Origin of the sequence: Brevibacillus aydinogluensis, from assembly GCF_961514395.1 — a bacterium.
Taxonomy (GTDB): Bacteria; Bacillota; Bacilli; order Brevibacillales; family Brevibacillaceae; genus Brevibacillus; species Brevibacillus aydinogluensis.
This window is the reverse complement of sequence record NZ_OY569118.1, coordinates 2,344,930-2,358,889: the sequence shown is the minus strand read 5'-3', so window position 1 is coordinate 2,358,889 and position 13,960 is coordinate 2,344,930. Positions and strand designations below refer to the sequence as shown.

Annotated in this window: 15 protein-coding genes; 12 read left to right on the top strand and 3 right to left on the bottom strand. The window is 54.5% G+C overall.

The features are described 5' to 3' along the window. Nucleotides 1-49: 49 nt before the first annotated feature. The 7 genes from Q7F15_RS11570 (at nucleotide 50) to Q7F15_RS11540 (ending at nucleotide 7,976) form a co-directional block, all read left to right on the top strand. On the top strand, nucleotides 50-907 hold the full coding sequence (locus Q7F15_RS11570) for an NAD(+)/NADH kinase (protein ID WP_171565600.1): 858 nt from the start codon (nucleotides 50-52) through the stop codon (nucleotides 905-907). Between the two features lie 5 nt (nucleotides 908-912). Continuing rightward, nucleotides 913-1,362, top strand: a complete 450-nt coding sequence (ahrC, locus tag Q7F15_RS11565; RefSeq protein ID WP_171565599.1) for a transcriptional regulator AhrC/ArgR — start codon at nucleotides 913-915, stop codon at nucleotides 1,360-1,362. Between the two features lie 15 nt (nucleotides 1,363-1,377). Next, nucleotides 1,378-3,108 (top strand): DNA repair protein RecN, encoded by a 1,731-nt coding sequence (gene recN, locus Q7F15_RS11560; protein WP_171565598.1) that lies wholly within the window; start codon nucleotides 1,378-1,380, stop codon nucleotides 3,106-3,108. A 152-nt stretch (nucleotides 3,109-3,260) separates the two neighbouring features. Next, nucleotides 3,261-4,592 carry a SpoIVB peptidase gene (gene spoIVB / locus Q7F15_RS11555; RefSeq protein ID WP_212132378.1) on the top strand — a complete coding sequence of 444 codons (1,332 nt, stop codon included), beginning with the start codon at nucleotides 3,261-3,263 and terminating at the stop codon, nucleotides 4,590-4,592. Between the two features lie 434 nt (nucleotides 4,593-5,026). Further along, nucleotides 5,027-5,815, top strand: a complete 789-nt coding sequence (spo0A, locus tag Q7F15_RS11550; protein ID WP_171565596.1) for a sporulation transcription factor Spo0A — start codon at nucleotides 5,027-5,029, stop codon at nucleotides 5,813-5,815. Nucleotides 5,816-6,070: 255 nt separating this feature from the next. Next, nucleotides 6,071-6,475: an ATP-binding protein gene (locus Q7F15_RS11545; RefSeq protein WP_230076852.1), complete on the top strand. Its 405-nt coding sequence runs from the start codon at nucleotides 6,071-6,073 to the stop codon at nucleotides 6,473-6,475. Continuing rightward, complete coding sequence (locus Q7F15_RS11540; RefSeq protein WP_438286228.1) at nucleotides 6,444-7,976, top strand: ATP-binding protein; 1,533 nt, start codon at nucleotides 6,444-6,446, stop codon at nucleotides 7,974-7,976. The genes Q7F15_RS11545 and Q7F15_RS11540 overlap by 32 nt, the downstream gene beginning before the upstream one ends. Before the next feature lie 79 nt (nucleotides 7,977-8,055). Here the strand turns inward: Q7F15_RS11540 and Q7F15_RS11535 are convergent, their stop codons facing one another. Beyond that, nucleotides 8,056-8,901, bottom strand: a complete 846-nt coding sequence (locus Q7F15_RS11535; protein ID WP_230076700.1) for an IS3 family transposase — start codon at nucleotides 8,899-8,901, stop codon at nucleotides 8,056-8,058. A gap of 17 nt (nucleotides 8,902-8,918) precedes the next feature. Further along, nucleotides 8,919-9,215, bottom strand: coding sequence for a helix-turn-helix domain-containing protein (locus Q7F15_RS11530; protein WP_230076701.1), 297 nt, complete (start codon nucleotides 9,213-9,215; stop codon nucleotides 8,919-8,921). A gap of 218 nt (nucleotides 9,216-9,433) precedes the next feature. On the opposite strand from Q7F15_RS11530, the gene Q7F15_RS11525 reads away from it, so the two are divergent. Together Q7F15_RS11525 and Q7F15_RS11520 are read left to right on the top strand one after the other, a co-directional pair. Then, complete coding sequence (locus Q7F15_RS11525) at nucleotides 9,434-10,012, top strand: beta-class carbonic anhydrase (RefSeq protein WP_171565594.1); 579 nt, start codon at nucleotides 9,434-9,436, stop codon at nucleotides 10,010-10,012. Between the two features lie 34 nt (nucleotides 10,013-10,046). Then, nucleotides 10,047-10,868: a metallophosphoesterase gene (locus tag Q7F15_RS11520; RefSeq protein ID WP_230076854.1), complete on the top strand. Its 822-nt coding sequence runs from the start codon at nucleotides 10,047-10,049 to the stop codon at nucleotides 10,866-10,868. Here the strand turns inward: Q7F15_RS11520 and Q7F15_RS11515 are convergent. Next, nucleotides 10,865-11,731, bottom strand: coding sequence for a LysR family transcriptional regulator (locus Q7F15_RS11515; RefSeq protein ID WP_212132380.1), 867 nt, complete (start codon nucleotides 11,729-11,731; stop codon nucleotides 10,865-10,867). The two genes, Q7F15_RS11520 and Q7F15_RS11515, sit on opposite strands and share 4 nt — an antisense overlap. A 119-nt stretch (nucleotides 11,732-11,850) precedes the next feature. Between Q7F15_RS11515 and Q7F15_RS11510 the strand changes: the two genes are divergently transcribed. The 3 genes from Q7F15_RS11510 to Q7F15_RS11500 all read left to right on the top strand — a co-directional run bounded on the left by Q7F15_RS11510 (nucleotide 11,851) and on the right by Q7F15_RS11500 (nucleotide 13,798). Beyond that, a complete protein-coding gene (locus tag Q7F15_RS11510) occupies nucleotides 11,851-12,636 on the top strand; it encodes a class I SAM-dependent methyltransferase (protein WP_304414385.1) in 786 nt (261 codons plus the stop codon). Nucleotide 12,637: 1 nt separating this feature from the next. Next, nucleotides 12,638-13,465, top strand: a complete 828-nt coding sequence (locus Q7F15_RS11505) for a class I SAM-dependent methyltransferase (RefSeq protein WP_230076856.1) — start codon at nucleotides 12,638-12,640, stop codon at nucleotides 13,463-13,465. A gap of 156 nt (nucleotides 13,466-13,621) precedes the next feature. Next, a complete protein-coding gene (locus tag Q7F15_RS11500) occupies nucleotides 13,622-13,798 on the top strand; it encodes a DUF2759 family protein (RefSeq protein ID WP_171565589.1) in 177 nt (58 codons plus the stop codon). The last annotated feature ends 162 nt before the right edge of the window (nucleotides 13,799-13,960 follow it).

The following is a 13,960-nucleotide window of genomic DNA, read 5'->3' as shown; positions in this document are numbered from 1 at the left end:
TTGTATACTTGTATAAGGATTTCCAACCAACGACGTTTGGGAGGGCCGTATGAAATCGATTGGTATCGTAGCAAACAAAGGGAAGCCGGAAGCCCGAATCGTGGCCAGAGAGTTGATGTACCTGCTGGAAGCGAGAGGGGCCCGCGTCCTGCTTGATGAACATATTGCCTCGGATGTGGGGCGGTCCGAGCTGGCAGCCTCGCTGGAAAAAATCGGCCGGGAAGCACAACTGCTGTGTGTCTTGGGCGGCGATGGGACGCTGCTTGGGATAGCCCGCCAGTTGGCCGGCCGCTCCTTGCCGATACTTGGCATCAATCTGGGGACGCTCGGCTTTTTGTCGGAAGCAGATCCGGACGATCTGCCTGTAGCCGTGGACAATCTGCTCTCCGGCAAGTACGACATCGAGGAGCGGACCATGCTGGAGGCGACGCTGGTGCGAAACGGGACGGCGCTGGCCAGCTACACCGCGATGAACGATATCGGCATCGCCAAAGGCTCGTTTTGCCGGATTATCCAATGCGCCGTGTACGTGGATGACGACTATGTGGCGACGTTCAGCGGCGACGGTGTGATTGTCTCCAGTCCGACCGGCTCGACCGCCTATTCCTTGTCGGCGGGAGGGCCAATCGTGGCACCCAACGTGGATATGCTGCTATTGACACCGGTGGCCCCACATTCGCTGACCGCCCGTCCGATGGTGCTGTCGGCCAATCAGATCATTCGCATCGAGGTGGATGCCATCCACCAGGAGATGGGACTGTCCATCGACGGCCAGTTTGGCTATCGGCTGGAAGGCGGCGACCAGATTTTTGTCAAGAAGTCCCCGCATGTCACGCCGCTGATCAAGTGGAAAACAGGCGGCTTTTTTGAAACGATACGCACGAAACTACAAGGTGAGTGGGAGTAATGGCAATGAACAAAGGACAACGACAGATTCGCATCAGGGAAATCATCAGCAATTACGAAGTGGAGACCCAGGACGAACTGGTGGACCGTCTGCGGGAAGCAGGGTTCAACGTGACCCAGGCCACCGTATCAAGGGATATCAAAGAGCTGCACCTGGTGAAAGTGCCGCTTCCGGACGGACGCTACAAGTATTCGATGCCTGTCGAGCAGAAGTTCAACCCGATCCAAAAACTGAAGCGGATGCTGGTGGACTCCTACGTGAGCATCGACTACGCCGACCACTTCATTGTGCTGAAAACATTGTCAGGCCACGCCAATGCTGTAGCCGAACTGATTGACAACCTGTCCTGGGAGGAGATCATGGGCACCATCAGCGGCGACAACACCATTCTCATCATCTGCCGCTCAAAGGAGAACTCCCGGGAAGTCACCCAGCGCTTCCTGGACATGTTGTAAAGGTGGTTGCACACGATGCTGTTGGAACTGTCCATTCGCAATTTTGCCATCATCAAATCGGTCACGATTTCCTTTCAACGCGGACTGAACATCCTCACGGGGGAGACCGGCGCAGGGAAGTCAATCATCATCGACGCGCTCGGCCTGCTTCTGGGCGGGCGAGCTTCCGCCGACTTTGTCCGGTACGGAGAGACGCGGGCTGAAGTGGAAGGGTTGTTTGAACTGCCCGCCGGCCACCCGGCGCTGGCGCTGTGCGAGAGCTTCGGCGTCGCTGTGGAGCAGGACGGCACGTTGGTCGTGCGCCGCGACATCTCCAGCCAGGGCAAAAGCATCATCCGCATCAACGGCCAGTTGGTCACCCTGGCAATGCTGCGGGAGCTGGGGCCGTGGCTGGTGACCGTGCACGGCCAGCACGACACCCACATGCTGATGCAGGCAGACAAGCACATCAACTGGCTGGACGCGTACGGCGAGGCGGAGTTGGGCCCAGCCAAAAAGGAGTACGCTCAGCTTTACGCCGCCTACAAAAAGACCAGACAGGACCTGGAGCGGATGGCTCGCAACGAGCGGGAACTGGTGCAGCGGATTGACCTGCTTCAATACCAGTTGAACGAGATCGAGGCGGCCGCCCTGACCCCGGGGGAAGACGAGAAACTGCTCAAACAGCGAAAAAAATGGATGAACATTGAAAAGGTGTACGCCGGCATACAGGACGCCTACCGCGCCCTCTACGGAGATCAGCGGGGACTTGATTGGCTTGGCCACGCGATGAGCGAGCTGGAGCGGATCGCGTCGTACGAAGAGCAGCTCGCGCCGATTGTGGAATCGGTTCAGAGCGCATACTATCAGATGGAAGACGTGGTGCAGCAGCTTCGCCAGCTCAGCGACCAGCTTGACTTCGAACCGGAGCAGTTGGCGGAAGTGGAGCGGCGGCTTGACCAGATCCAGAACCTGAAACGCAAGTACGGCAAAAACGTGGACGACATTCTGGAGTACGCCGCTGCGATCCAGGACGAGCTGGACGAGATGCAGCACTATGAGGATCGCCTGCAGCAGTTGGAGCACCGGCTGAGCGAACTGGCGGCCGATCTGGCCGTGGAAGCGCAGGAACTGTCCGTGATCCGCCGCGAATGCGCCGAACGGCTGGCGCGGGAGATTGAGCAGCAGTTAAAAGATCTGCACATGGAACGGGCCCGTTTCGCAATCGACGTCCGCCGGGTGCCGGATGAGGACGGGATTGAGCTGGAAGGTGCCAAATGGCGCGTCGATGCAAACGGCATTGATCAGGTGGAGTTTCTCATCTCCCCCAACCCGGGCGAGCCGCTTCGTCCGCTGGCCAAGATCGCGTCTGGCGGAGAACTGTCCCGGGTCATGCTGGCGATCAAGACGATCCTGGCCGGCACCGATCAGGTCCAGACGCTGATTTTCGACGAAGTGGATACCGGCGTGAGCGGCAGGGCGGCCCAGGCGATTGCGGAGAAACTGGCCCGCGTGGCACAGAAACGGCAGGTTCTTTGCATCACCCATCTGCCGCAGGTGGCATCGTTGGCTGACGCGCATTTCCTGATTCGCAAGGAAATGAGTGAGCACGAGACGATGACGGTGGTAGAGCGGCTCTCCGACGAAGAGCGCGTCAAGGAGTTGGCCCGGATGCTGGGGGGTGCCGAAGTCACGTCCAAAACCGAAGAACATGCCCGCGAAATGATTTTGCTGGGGCAACAACGAAAAGCTGTCAACGGCGTTTGACAGCTTTTTTTACGGGGCGGATGGCGCATTCCCGCGTGTGTGCGTGGGTGATTTTCCTGACATAATCCGTTGGGGCGCAGGCAACATTATAACTACACAAGGTGGAGGTGTATCAGGTAGGTGTAGGTAGGGAACGGTAGGAGTGATTGCTGGTGATCCGTCACAACAGAAGAAAATGGATGGGAAGTCTCCTTCTCCTCATCACGGCGCTCGTCGTGAGTTCCACCCCGTTCCGCGACCTGACTTCTTTCCCCCATGAATTGCGCTTGATGGAAGGTTCACTGCAACAGCTTCGCGTCTCCGTGCCCGTCATGGGGACGTTGATCAACAGCAACCCCGACATTTTGCACGTAAACGGAGCAAAGACGCGGGAAGTCACCGTCGACTTGAGCAAACCGCTGTCTGTCGAGCCGCGCCGCGCAGGTCAGGCACAGCTGCAGGTCAAGTGGCACAACGTTCCGCTGACCGCTGTCAACGTAAACGTGCTGCCCGATTTGCGGGTCATCCCCGGGGGACAATCGATCGGCGTCAAGTTGCAGACGGCGGGCGTGCTCGTCGTCGGACACCATCTCGTGGACACAGGCAAGGAAAAGGTTTCGCCCGGGGAGCGAGCGGGTATTCATGTCGGGGACATGATCGTCAAGATAAACGATCTGTACATCAACGACATGAATGATGTCAAGAAACTGGTCAACGAAGCAGGGGAGCGCAACACCCCCGTACAGCTGCTGGTCGTACGCGGCAAGGAAAAGCTCAACATGACCCTGCACCCGGCAAAAGACAAAAAAGACAACGAGTACCGCATGGGGCTATACATCCGCGATTCTGCAGCCGGTGTCGGTACACTGACGTTTATTGACCCCAATACCAAGGCGTACGGTGCGTTGGGCCACGTGATCTCTGACGTGGACACCGGCCAGGCAATTGCCGTGGGCGACGGCCAGATCGTCGCAGCCAGCGTAACCTCCATTGAAAAAGGACAGAGCGGCAACCCGGGGGAGAAATTTGCCCGCTTTTACAACGAAAGCGAAGTCCTGGGGACGATCACCAAAAACACGCCGTTCGGCATCTTTGGCAAGATGAAAGAGCAGCCAAAGCGCGGTTTGTACAATGAGCCGATGCCGATCGCCCTTGCCGAGCAGGTGAAGGAGGGGCCGGCCAAAATTCTCACGGTGGTGGACGGCCAAAAAGTGGAGGAGTTCTCCATAGAGATCGTCAATGTCGTCAAGCAGCATTTCCCCGCCACGAAGGGCATGATTATCAAAGTAACGGACAAGCGTCTGCTGGAGAAAACCGGCGGCATCGTTCAGGGGATGAGCGGCAGTCCGATTATCCAAGACGGTAAGATTGTCGGGGCGGTCACACACGTGTTTGTCAACGATCCCACCTCGGGATACGGCTGCTACATTGAATGGATGCTGCAAGAGGCAGGCATACCCGTCCGCTCGCAGCAAGGCAAAGCGCCGATCGGGAGTGCAGCATAGCGTCAGGACATACAGCTTACAGGCACGAACGCATGGCTTTGCGGGACGTGCAAAAACGCCCCTAACCGAAGCACGCTTCAATAGCCGTCAGCGCTCTCCCGTTGGGCGCGGCGGCTCTTCTCTATGCGGGCGTCCCTTACCGGATATCGCCCAGACGTGCAGGGCGCAAAAGGAAGGGGGCTGCCGCATCCAGCCGCATTTTTCGCAAGTGACGGCCGACGGGGGAACGCATACTGACGAAAAGTAGTTGTGAATTGTCGAAATATCGGAAAAATCATTCAATCTTTCGTCATTGGCAGGAATGACCTGGGGTTTGTCGAATAATTTTTCATGTGAAAAGATGGTTTGGACAGATTCCGATCGTTTACATACTTCTGAGATCACCAATTCCACCTTCTTTCCAAAATAGATGTTGATTGTAAGGAGGAACGACCTTGAACAAGATTGACGTGTTGTTGGCAGATGATAATCGGGAATTTGTGAACCTGCTGGAAGAGTACATCAGCAGCCAGCATGACATGAACGTCGTCGGGGTGGCGTACAACGGCAACGATGTCATTCGTCTGCTTCAGGAGAGCGTGCCGGATGTACTGATTCTCGATATTATCATGCCGCACCTCGATGGCCTGGCGGTGCTGGAGCAGATTCAGGCCATGCGTCTGTCTCCGCAGCCCAAAATCATCATGCTGACCGCGTTTGGTCAGGAAGAAATCACGAAAAAAGCGGTGGAACTGGGAGCTGCCTACTACATTTTGAAACCGTTTGACATGGAAGTGCTGGCTCAACGCATCCGCCAGATGACCAGCAGCAAGCCGACCGGTTCGTTTATCAGCGCCGTCAAGCCGCAGTCGTCGCTGGCGGTGAGAGGGCGCAATCTGGATGCCAGCATTACCAGCATCATTCACGAGATCGGTGTGCCTGCCCACATCAAGGGGTATTTGTACCTGCGCGAAGCGATCACGATGGTGTACAACGATGTGGAATTGCTCGGTTCGATCACCAAAGTGCTGTACCCCGACATCGCCAAAAAGTTCAACACGACAGCCAGCCGGGTGGAGCGTGCCATCCGCCACGCCATCGAAGTCGCCTGGTCGCGGGGGAATCTGGATTCCATCTCCAGCTTGTTCGGCTACACCGTCTCCAACACAAAGGCAAAGCCGACCAACTCCGAGTTTATTGCCATGGTGGCTGATAAGCTGCGGATTGAAGCGAAAATAAGCTGAGAAAAAAGAAAATAGATGTATCAAAGATACTGACAATTGGAAGCATTACGAGTACCGCTTGTTTATTGGTTCCGTATGACCAATGAAGAAGTGGTATTTTTTTACAATCCAGAAGGGGGTAAGGCAGGATGAGACATGCCCGGGATATCTTGCTGCCAGAAGTGATGAGCAGTACATAATTCTTTATTGATATATTCATAAACATCATTATAACCAAATTAAAATGAAATTTGTTTGGTTCCTTGGAGGATTCCTGTGCCGATCACCTATCAAAAAGTGAATATCTCTTCCGAAGACGATATTTATTTTGCGTTAAGTACGGTTCGTCATTTTATGAAGCAGCTCCCTTTTTCCGAGGCGGATCAGCAGAAGATTTTCGTGAGCGTGTCAGAGTTAACCCGAAACATACTGGATCACGCCTTCAGCAAGGGGATCATTTGTTGTGAATTGCTCGAACAGGGAATACGCTTGGTCGTTACCGATGAAGGGCCGGGAATTCTCGATGTTGAGGACGTGATCAACGGCAAACGGCGATCGTCGTCACGAGGATTGGGACTCGGCTTATCCGGCGTAAAGCGACTGATGGATGAATTCCACATCGAAACTTCAAGGAGAGGAACGAGGATCGTTGCAATCAAATGGGCAACCAAGCAGCCATAACACACAAAAGACAGAAGATACCTTGAGCCGCCTTGCTTCGATCGGCCAAATTGCAGCGGGGATCGCACATGAAGTGAGAAATCCGTTAACCGCAGTGAAGGGATTTTTGCAGCTGCTCAAGGAAGAGATTTCCCATGGGTATTTGGATATTGCCTGTTCCGAACTGGACCAGGCGATTGCGACGCTGCAGGATTTGCTGCAGGTATGCAAACCTGATTTGGAAGAAGAGTCGTATCTTTCGATCAATCTCTGTTCCGAATTGGAGTCTCTGCTCTACTTGTTTCAGGATCAAATCTATCGGGTGCAAATTGTCCGGAACTTTCGCAATTGTGATGAAGTTATCTGGGGAAAACGCAACCAGTTGAAGAAAGCCTTTTTCAATCTCTTGAAAAATGCGTTTGAAGCCATTCCCCATGAAGGCATCATCACCATCGACCATTACCGTATGGGTGACTTTGTGTACGTCAGCATTTCGGACACAGGAGTCGGTGTGCCGAGGGAAAAGCTTCAACTGTTGGGTACTCCCTTCTTCACAACAAAAGATGAGGGGACGGGCATGGGCCTGACACAGGTGTTTTCAACCATTTATCAACATGGAGGAACCATTGAGGTAAAGAGTACAGAAGGCATCGGCACAACATTCACCATTCAGTTTCCGATTGAAATGATCGAACAAATTGGAGTGATGGATATGAACATGCAATACGTGGAAGGCCAGAGTTTTCAAGAGTATTTCGCCATGAATGAAGATCGCTTTCACGAGCTGTTTGCCCACGAAACGAAAGGGACCAACCAGCTCATCGCCGACTCCATGTACAATATTAATGTAGGGGACATTTTTGTCAGAATGGCCAAACTCCTGGTCGAAGAGCGGCAGCATGAGCTGACGATGCTCGCGAAGGAACTGGGCAAGACGGGTGCGAGAAATGATGTCCCGCTCGTCATCAAACTGGAATTGATCCAGGCGTTTCGCAAGGTGTATTGGAATTTATTACATAACTATTATCAGAATGTCGGACTGGACATGGAAGGTGTCTTCCAGCTTGGCATCAAAACGAATTTTCTCTTGGATCATTACATTTTCCACTATTTCTCCAGTTACATCGAGTACAAGGATGAACTGCTGCGTTCCCACCGTGAAACGATAGATGACCTGTCGGTTCCCATCATTCCGTTATCCGCTTCCATGGCGGTGCTGCCCATTGTCGGCACCCTGGATACCTATCGGGCGAAAAAAGTGCAGGAGCGAACGCTCAATCAAATTGCCAACCTGAAGATTCAAAAAATTATTATTGATTTGTCCGGTGTGGCGTTCATGGACACAGCCGTGGTGGGCCATTTGTTTCGCATCGTAGAAGGAATCGGGCTGCTCGGATGCAAGGCGATCATCACCGGGATTCGCCCGGAAATCGCCAACACCATGATCGAATTGGGCATTGCGTTTACTGAAAAGGTGGTGACCAAGGCCACGCTGCAGCAAGCCTTGGAGGAGCTTCAATAAATATGGAAAGCATTTTCTGGAAACCTGCCCCCTTATGGTCAAGACCCCATTTTGTAGACACTTAAAAAACCCCCGGCCGTTAGGCCGCATGCTGACGCCTGTACTCGACTGGCGTCAGCTTATTTAATTTGATTTGCAAACGCTCTTCATTGTAAAAACGAATGTACTCCTCAATTCGTCTTTGCGCTTCATCCAGACTTCGAATATCATAAGGATAGAGAGCTTCTGCCTTTAAGTGCGAGAAGAAACTCTCCATAGGGGAATTGTCTAAACAATTGCCCCTTCGCGACATGCTGATTCGGGCGTCAACCTTTTGCAGCATGTCGTGGTATGCGTGGGACGTGTACTGGGAGCCTTGATCGCTGTGTACGATCAGTCCAGTCACGTCCTTATGCTTTTCAAATGCTTTCCGAAACGTCTCCAGGACAAGGGCATTGTCATTGTGTAAGCTCACATGGTGCGCCACGATTTCGTTGTGAAACAAGTCTTTAATCGCTGATAAGAAGATACGTTGATCTCCTACACGAAACTGGGTAACATCGGTGACCCACTTCTGGTTTGGTTTCTCGGCTGTGAAGTCACGCTTCAACAGATTTTCGGCAACACGACCATCAGATTCAGCCGCTCGATACGTGCTCCGATACGCTCGCTTGCCACGAATAATGGCTTTCAGCCCAAGAATTTGCATGAGTCGTAACACCTTCTTATGATTCACAACCTTGCCGTATTGACGAAAGAGTTCCGCTTGAATTCTTCGATACCCATATATTCCTTTTCGTTCATCATAGATGGTTTGAATCTGCTGTTTCAGTTCTCCGTCTCTATCCCACTCCTTCTGTGCAAGATACCGATAATACCCACTCCTCGATACACCAAGAAGTTTGGAGAGTTCGGTAATCGGGTACAACGCTGCGACATTCTCCATCACACGATACTTTTTTCTTACACCTCCCGCATCCAGATTTCCAAACACTTTTTTAGAATTTCGTTCTCCCGTTTCAATTTTTTCACATGTCGATCTTGATCGATGTACGCTGTACGTCGTCCACGCTGATCCAAAAGACCGAACTCCCCAAGTTGTTTGTATTTCCGCATCCACTTTTTTACTCGATCCTTATCCTGGATTTCTAAATGCTCAGTGATCTGTCTGTATGTCCACTTCTCCTCTACATGCAATCGTATTGCCTCCATTTTCAACGACAAAGGATAATGCTTGAACTTTTGACCTTTGATAGCCATAAAAAATTCACCCCTTAAAGTAACATCGGTTTTCCCAAGGGGTTTTTCCAATGTCTACTTTAAGGGGTGCACTCTATTATCCAAGAGGGGGTTCTTTTTGTATAGCCTCCATGCTGCGAGCAGGCACATTGCGTTGGCGGACTTCTCGCAATGTGTTGATTCCCTGCTTCTTTCTAGTACAATGAGGAAATAACCCTTGCAAAGAGTGGTGATCACGCATGACCAAACTGGAAGAGATTCTCGCGTACAACCGCGGGTTTGTCGCTCGTGGGGAATACGAGGCATTCAAGACAACCAAATTCCCGGACAAGCGTCTGGTGATCCTGTCCTGTATGGATACCCGGCTGGAAGAACTGCTGCCCAAGGCGATGAATTTGCGCAACGGGGATTTCAAGCACGTGAAGAGTGCGGGGGCGATCGTGTCCCATCCATTTGGCAGTGTCATGCGCAGCATCCTCGTCGCGCTGTATGCCTTGAACGCGGAAGAAGTGATGGTCGTGGGACATTACGACTGCGGGATGAGCATGATCTCCGCCGAAGACATGCTGAACAGAATGAAACAGCAGGGGATTACCGACGAGACGATTTCCTTGCTGCTAAATGCCGGGATCAATCTGAAGACCTGGCTGCGCGGCTTTGACAGCGTGGAGGAAAGCGTGAAACGAAGCGTCGAGGTTATTTCAAACCACCCACTGCTGCCGTGCGGGGTGCCGGTGCACGGCCTGTTAATCAATCCGGAGACCGGGCAGCTGGACCTGGTCGTCAACGGCTATGAGAGAATCGCTTGCGACGAGTAAGCGGCGGTTGGATGTCATTACCCGGAGGCGTTTTATGACAAAAGGCATGCACTGGCTCCTGGGGCTGCTCGGGGTGGGGGCACTGTGCGGAGCCTACGGATACGGGTGGGAACGGCATCAACTGGAAGTGGTCTCGCTGTCGATCACACTTCCCGATTGGCCGCAGGTGCTGAAAGGTGTCCGTCTGGTCCATTTTAGCGACACGCACCTGGGACCGTACTGGGGATTGGAACAACTGCAGCGCGTGGTGGATGTGATCAATCGGGAGAAGCCTGATCTGATCTGCTTTACCGGCGACCTGGTGGACGAGAGCACGCGGCTGCTGTCCGCGGCGGTTCCCATGCTGCGGGGACTGCAGGCGCCGCTCGGCAAGTTTGCCGTACTGGGCAACCACGACTGGCGCTACGGGCAGCAGGATGTTATCCACCAGGCGCTCGTGGATGCGGACTTTCAGGTCCTGGACAACCGACATGTGCGGACAGAGTACAAAGGGGCCGGTCTCTATGTGGCCGGCGTGGACGACGTGCTGCACGGCACGCCTGACGTGCAGGCGGCATTGGCGGGCATTGCCCCAGGCGAACCGGTAATCCTGCTTGTGCACGAACCGGACTTTGCCGATGTGGCTGCCCGTCATCATGTCCATCTGCAGTTGTCCGGCCACAGTCACGGCGGACAGGTGCGCCTCCCGCTCATCGGCCACGTATTGACACCACCGCTTGGCCAAAAATACGTGTCCGGCCTGATGCAGGCAGGCGAGCGCAAGATGCCGGTCTATACCAGCAGGGGATTGGGCACGACCATTTTGCCGGTCCGGTTTCTCTGCCGGCCGGAAGTGACCGTCCTCACGCTGGTTTAGTAGGCGCTTTTGATCCACTGGACAAACTGCTGAAATGCGTCGTCCTCCTTTTTGGCATGCAGGTAGGCAATCAAGGTGGGGCGGGTCAGTTGGCCGTTGGCAATGTCCATGGCAATCAGTCGTCCCGCGTCCACCTCTTCCCGAATGGTTCGTTCCGGCAGCATGGTGACACCGAGCTGCTGGAGGACCATTTTTTTGACTGCACTGAAACTGTCCAGTTCCATGACGACGTTGGGAAATACGCCGTGCTGCGCCAGGAACCGGTCAACCCGCTGCCGGAACGGCGCGGTATGGTCGCCGAAAGCGATGACGGGCTCTGCTCCCCAGTGGGAAAAACCGGGGAATCCGCTTGCCCACGGATGTTCGGGATCGGTCACCAGGAGAATCCGGTCGCAGGGCAGGAACTCCTGATGAATGTGCGGATGGTACACCTCGTGGCCAAGAAAGGCGATGTCGGCGGCACCGGTGAGGAGGGCGGCGATTGATTCCTCGTAAAGCGTGGAGCGGACGAAACAGGTAAAGTGCGGGTGAGCGCGCCGGTACTCGCCGATCAGGCGGGGCAGCTCGTACGACGCGAACGCTTTGCCAGCGACGATTGTCAGCGCCTGAGGCTTTTCCCTGTGCTGGGTAAATGCACGGAGCTGTTCGACGACGGAGGCCGCAACCGGCAGAAGGCGCCTCCCTTCCCCGGTCAGGCTGACGCCTGTAGCGGTGCGGACGAATAGCGGTGTGCCCACTTGCCGTTCCAACTGTTTGAGCCGGTGCGTCACGGTGGATTGGGCGAGAAACATGGCTTGGGCCGCCCGGTTCAGCGAACCGTACCGGGCAATCGCCAAAAACACCTCCAGGCTTTGCAAATCCATGGGAACCTCCTGAAACGATCTGGTTGTTGAAGTTATCGAATAGATGGATAGCTTGTTATTCATATTCTATAACAAAGCGGTTTGTGTATGGAATAGGATGGGATCAGGAGGTGGTCTCCATGAGACAGGATGACGTGAAAACAACGGTTCAACAACAATTCGGCCGCCACGCCGAGTCATATGTGACCAGCGCGACGCACGCCAAGGGGGAGGACTTGCCGCTCCTGGTCGAATGGCTGAAGCCACGCGGCGATTGGGTGGTGCTGGATGTGGCGACCGGCGGCGGCCATGTGGCCAAAACGCTGGCTCCGCACTGCCGCTTCGTTGTGGCCACCGACCTGACTGCACCGATGCTGGAGGCTGCAGCTAATGCTCACCGGGAGGCCGGATTGACGAATCTTGTGTACGTGCAGGCGGACGCGGAACAACTGCCGTTTTTGTCCGAATCGTTTGACGCCGTATGCTGCCGCATTGCCGCCCATCACTTTCCCGACCCGGACGCGTTTGTCCGTGAGGCGAGCCGTGTGCTTCGTCCTGGCGGCATGTTTTTGCTGATCGACAACGTGGTGCCCGATGAACCGGAGTTGGCCGAGATTGTCAACCGGGTGGAGAAATTGCGCGACATCAGCCACGTGCGCTGTCTGTCGGTAGCGGAGTGGCGGGAACTGTTGCAGAAATACGGCCTATTGGAACGCAAGGACCGCCTGCGCCAAAAGCGCTTCCTGTTTTCAGAGTGGGTCGCCCGGACCTCCTCATCCAAGGAGCAGGAGGAAGCAGTGGAGCGCTGTCTGCTGGATGCGCCGCAGGCGATGAAAGCATACTGGAATCTGGACGTGCGAGACGGACGCGTCCAGTCGCACCAGATCGACGAGTGGATGGTCTTGTGCCAAAAAGGGGGAAAGTGAGATGAACCATCCCATTTGGCAACCGGCTGGAATTCATGGAGCGGATCAGGCCATGCGAATAGATTTTCATGCGGAACAGAATCGTTATGCGTACGCTGGCAGGCGCGCGGACGCAAGCTGGATGGAGGCCATTTGCGGATGGCTCGACCCGGTTGGCAGGCGCGTGGCAGACATCGGATGCGGCGGCGGGATATACACCAAAGCATGGGCGGAGATGGGAGCGTCAGCGGTGGTCGGCGTTGATTTTTCCCAAGTTATGCTGGAGGCAGCAAAGGAGACCTGTCGTGACTGTCCAAACGTAACATTGGTCCGCGGAGACGCCCTGCGGACAGGGATGCCGGGGGAAAGCACCGACGTGGTGTTTGCCAGAGCGTTGATTCATCATTTGGACGAGCTGGACGGGTTCTTTGCCGAGGCCGCCCGCCTGCTTGTTCCCGGCGGTCTGGCGATCGTGCAGGATCGGACGATGGAGGATGTGTCCCTGCCGGGTTCGCCCACCCATCTGCGCGGATACTTTTTTTCCCGCTTTCCGCGTCTGCTGGAGCTGGAAAAAGAGCGCCGCCCAGCCGATTCCGACGTGCAGGACGCGATGCGAACAGCCGGTTTTCAAGCGATACACAGGGATGTGCTGTGGGAGACACGCCGCGTCTATTCGGGATGGGAGGAACTGGAGCAGGATCTGCTCAAACGAAACGGCCGCTCGATCCTGCACGCCCTTTCCGACGAAGAGCTGCGCGCGCTGGTCGCTGCCATGAAGCAGGAGATTGCTTCAGACGGGATCATCGTGGAGCGGGATCGCTGGACGATCTGGATAGGAACGAAACAATGAGACACACTATCCGTAACCACCCTTCCCCAGTGAATCCACAATTGTGAAATCGTTTGTCACAATTCCACTACTGCTTGTATACCCGTGGGCGATTCTATATAATGAAAGTGGCATTCTATTCCTGCGCGTCAGTTTTGTAAAGGAGTTGTCTGACGGATGAAAATTACCTTGTTCGATATCCTCATGTTCGTGTTCACGTTCTTCATCCTCTGGGGCGTGATCCGTTCCGCGAGAGCCAAAAACAAGTTTGCGGTAGGATTCGGACTTTTGTCCCTGGCTGTATTCCTGTTCGCAGACGGTCTGATTATCTACTACGCGACAAGAGGAGTATAGGGGTCGTTCCCGTTTACAGGTTCGTTTTCGCGGGGACGAAAGCGGTTGCTGTGGAGGCTGCGCAAATTGCGCGGCCTCCTTTCTTTTTCGCCAATTGCATGCCCGGCGGAAATGATTAGCATACTAGGGATGGAGGTGGGAAAGGTGGGCAAGTGCAGTGAT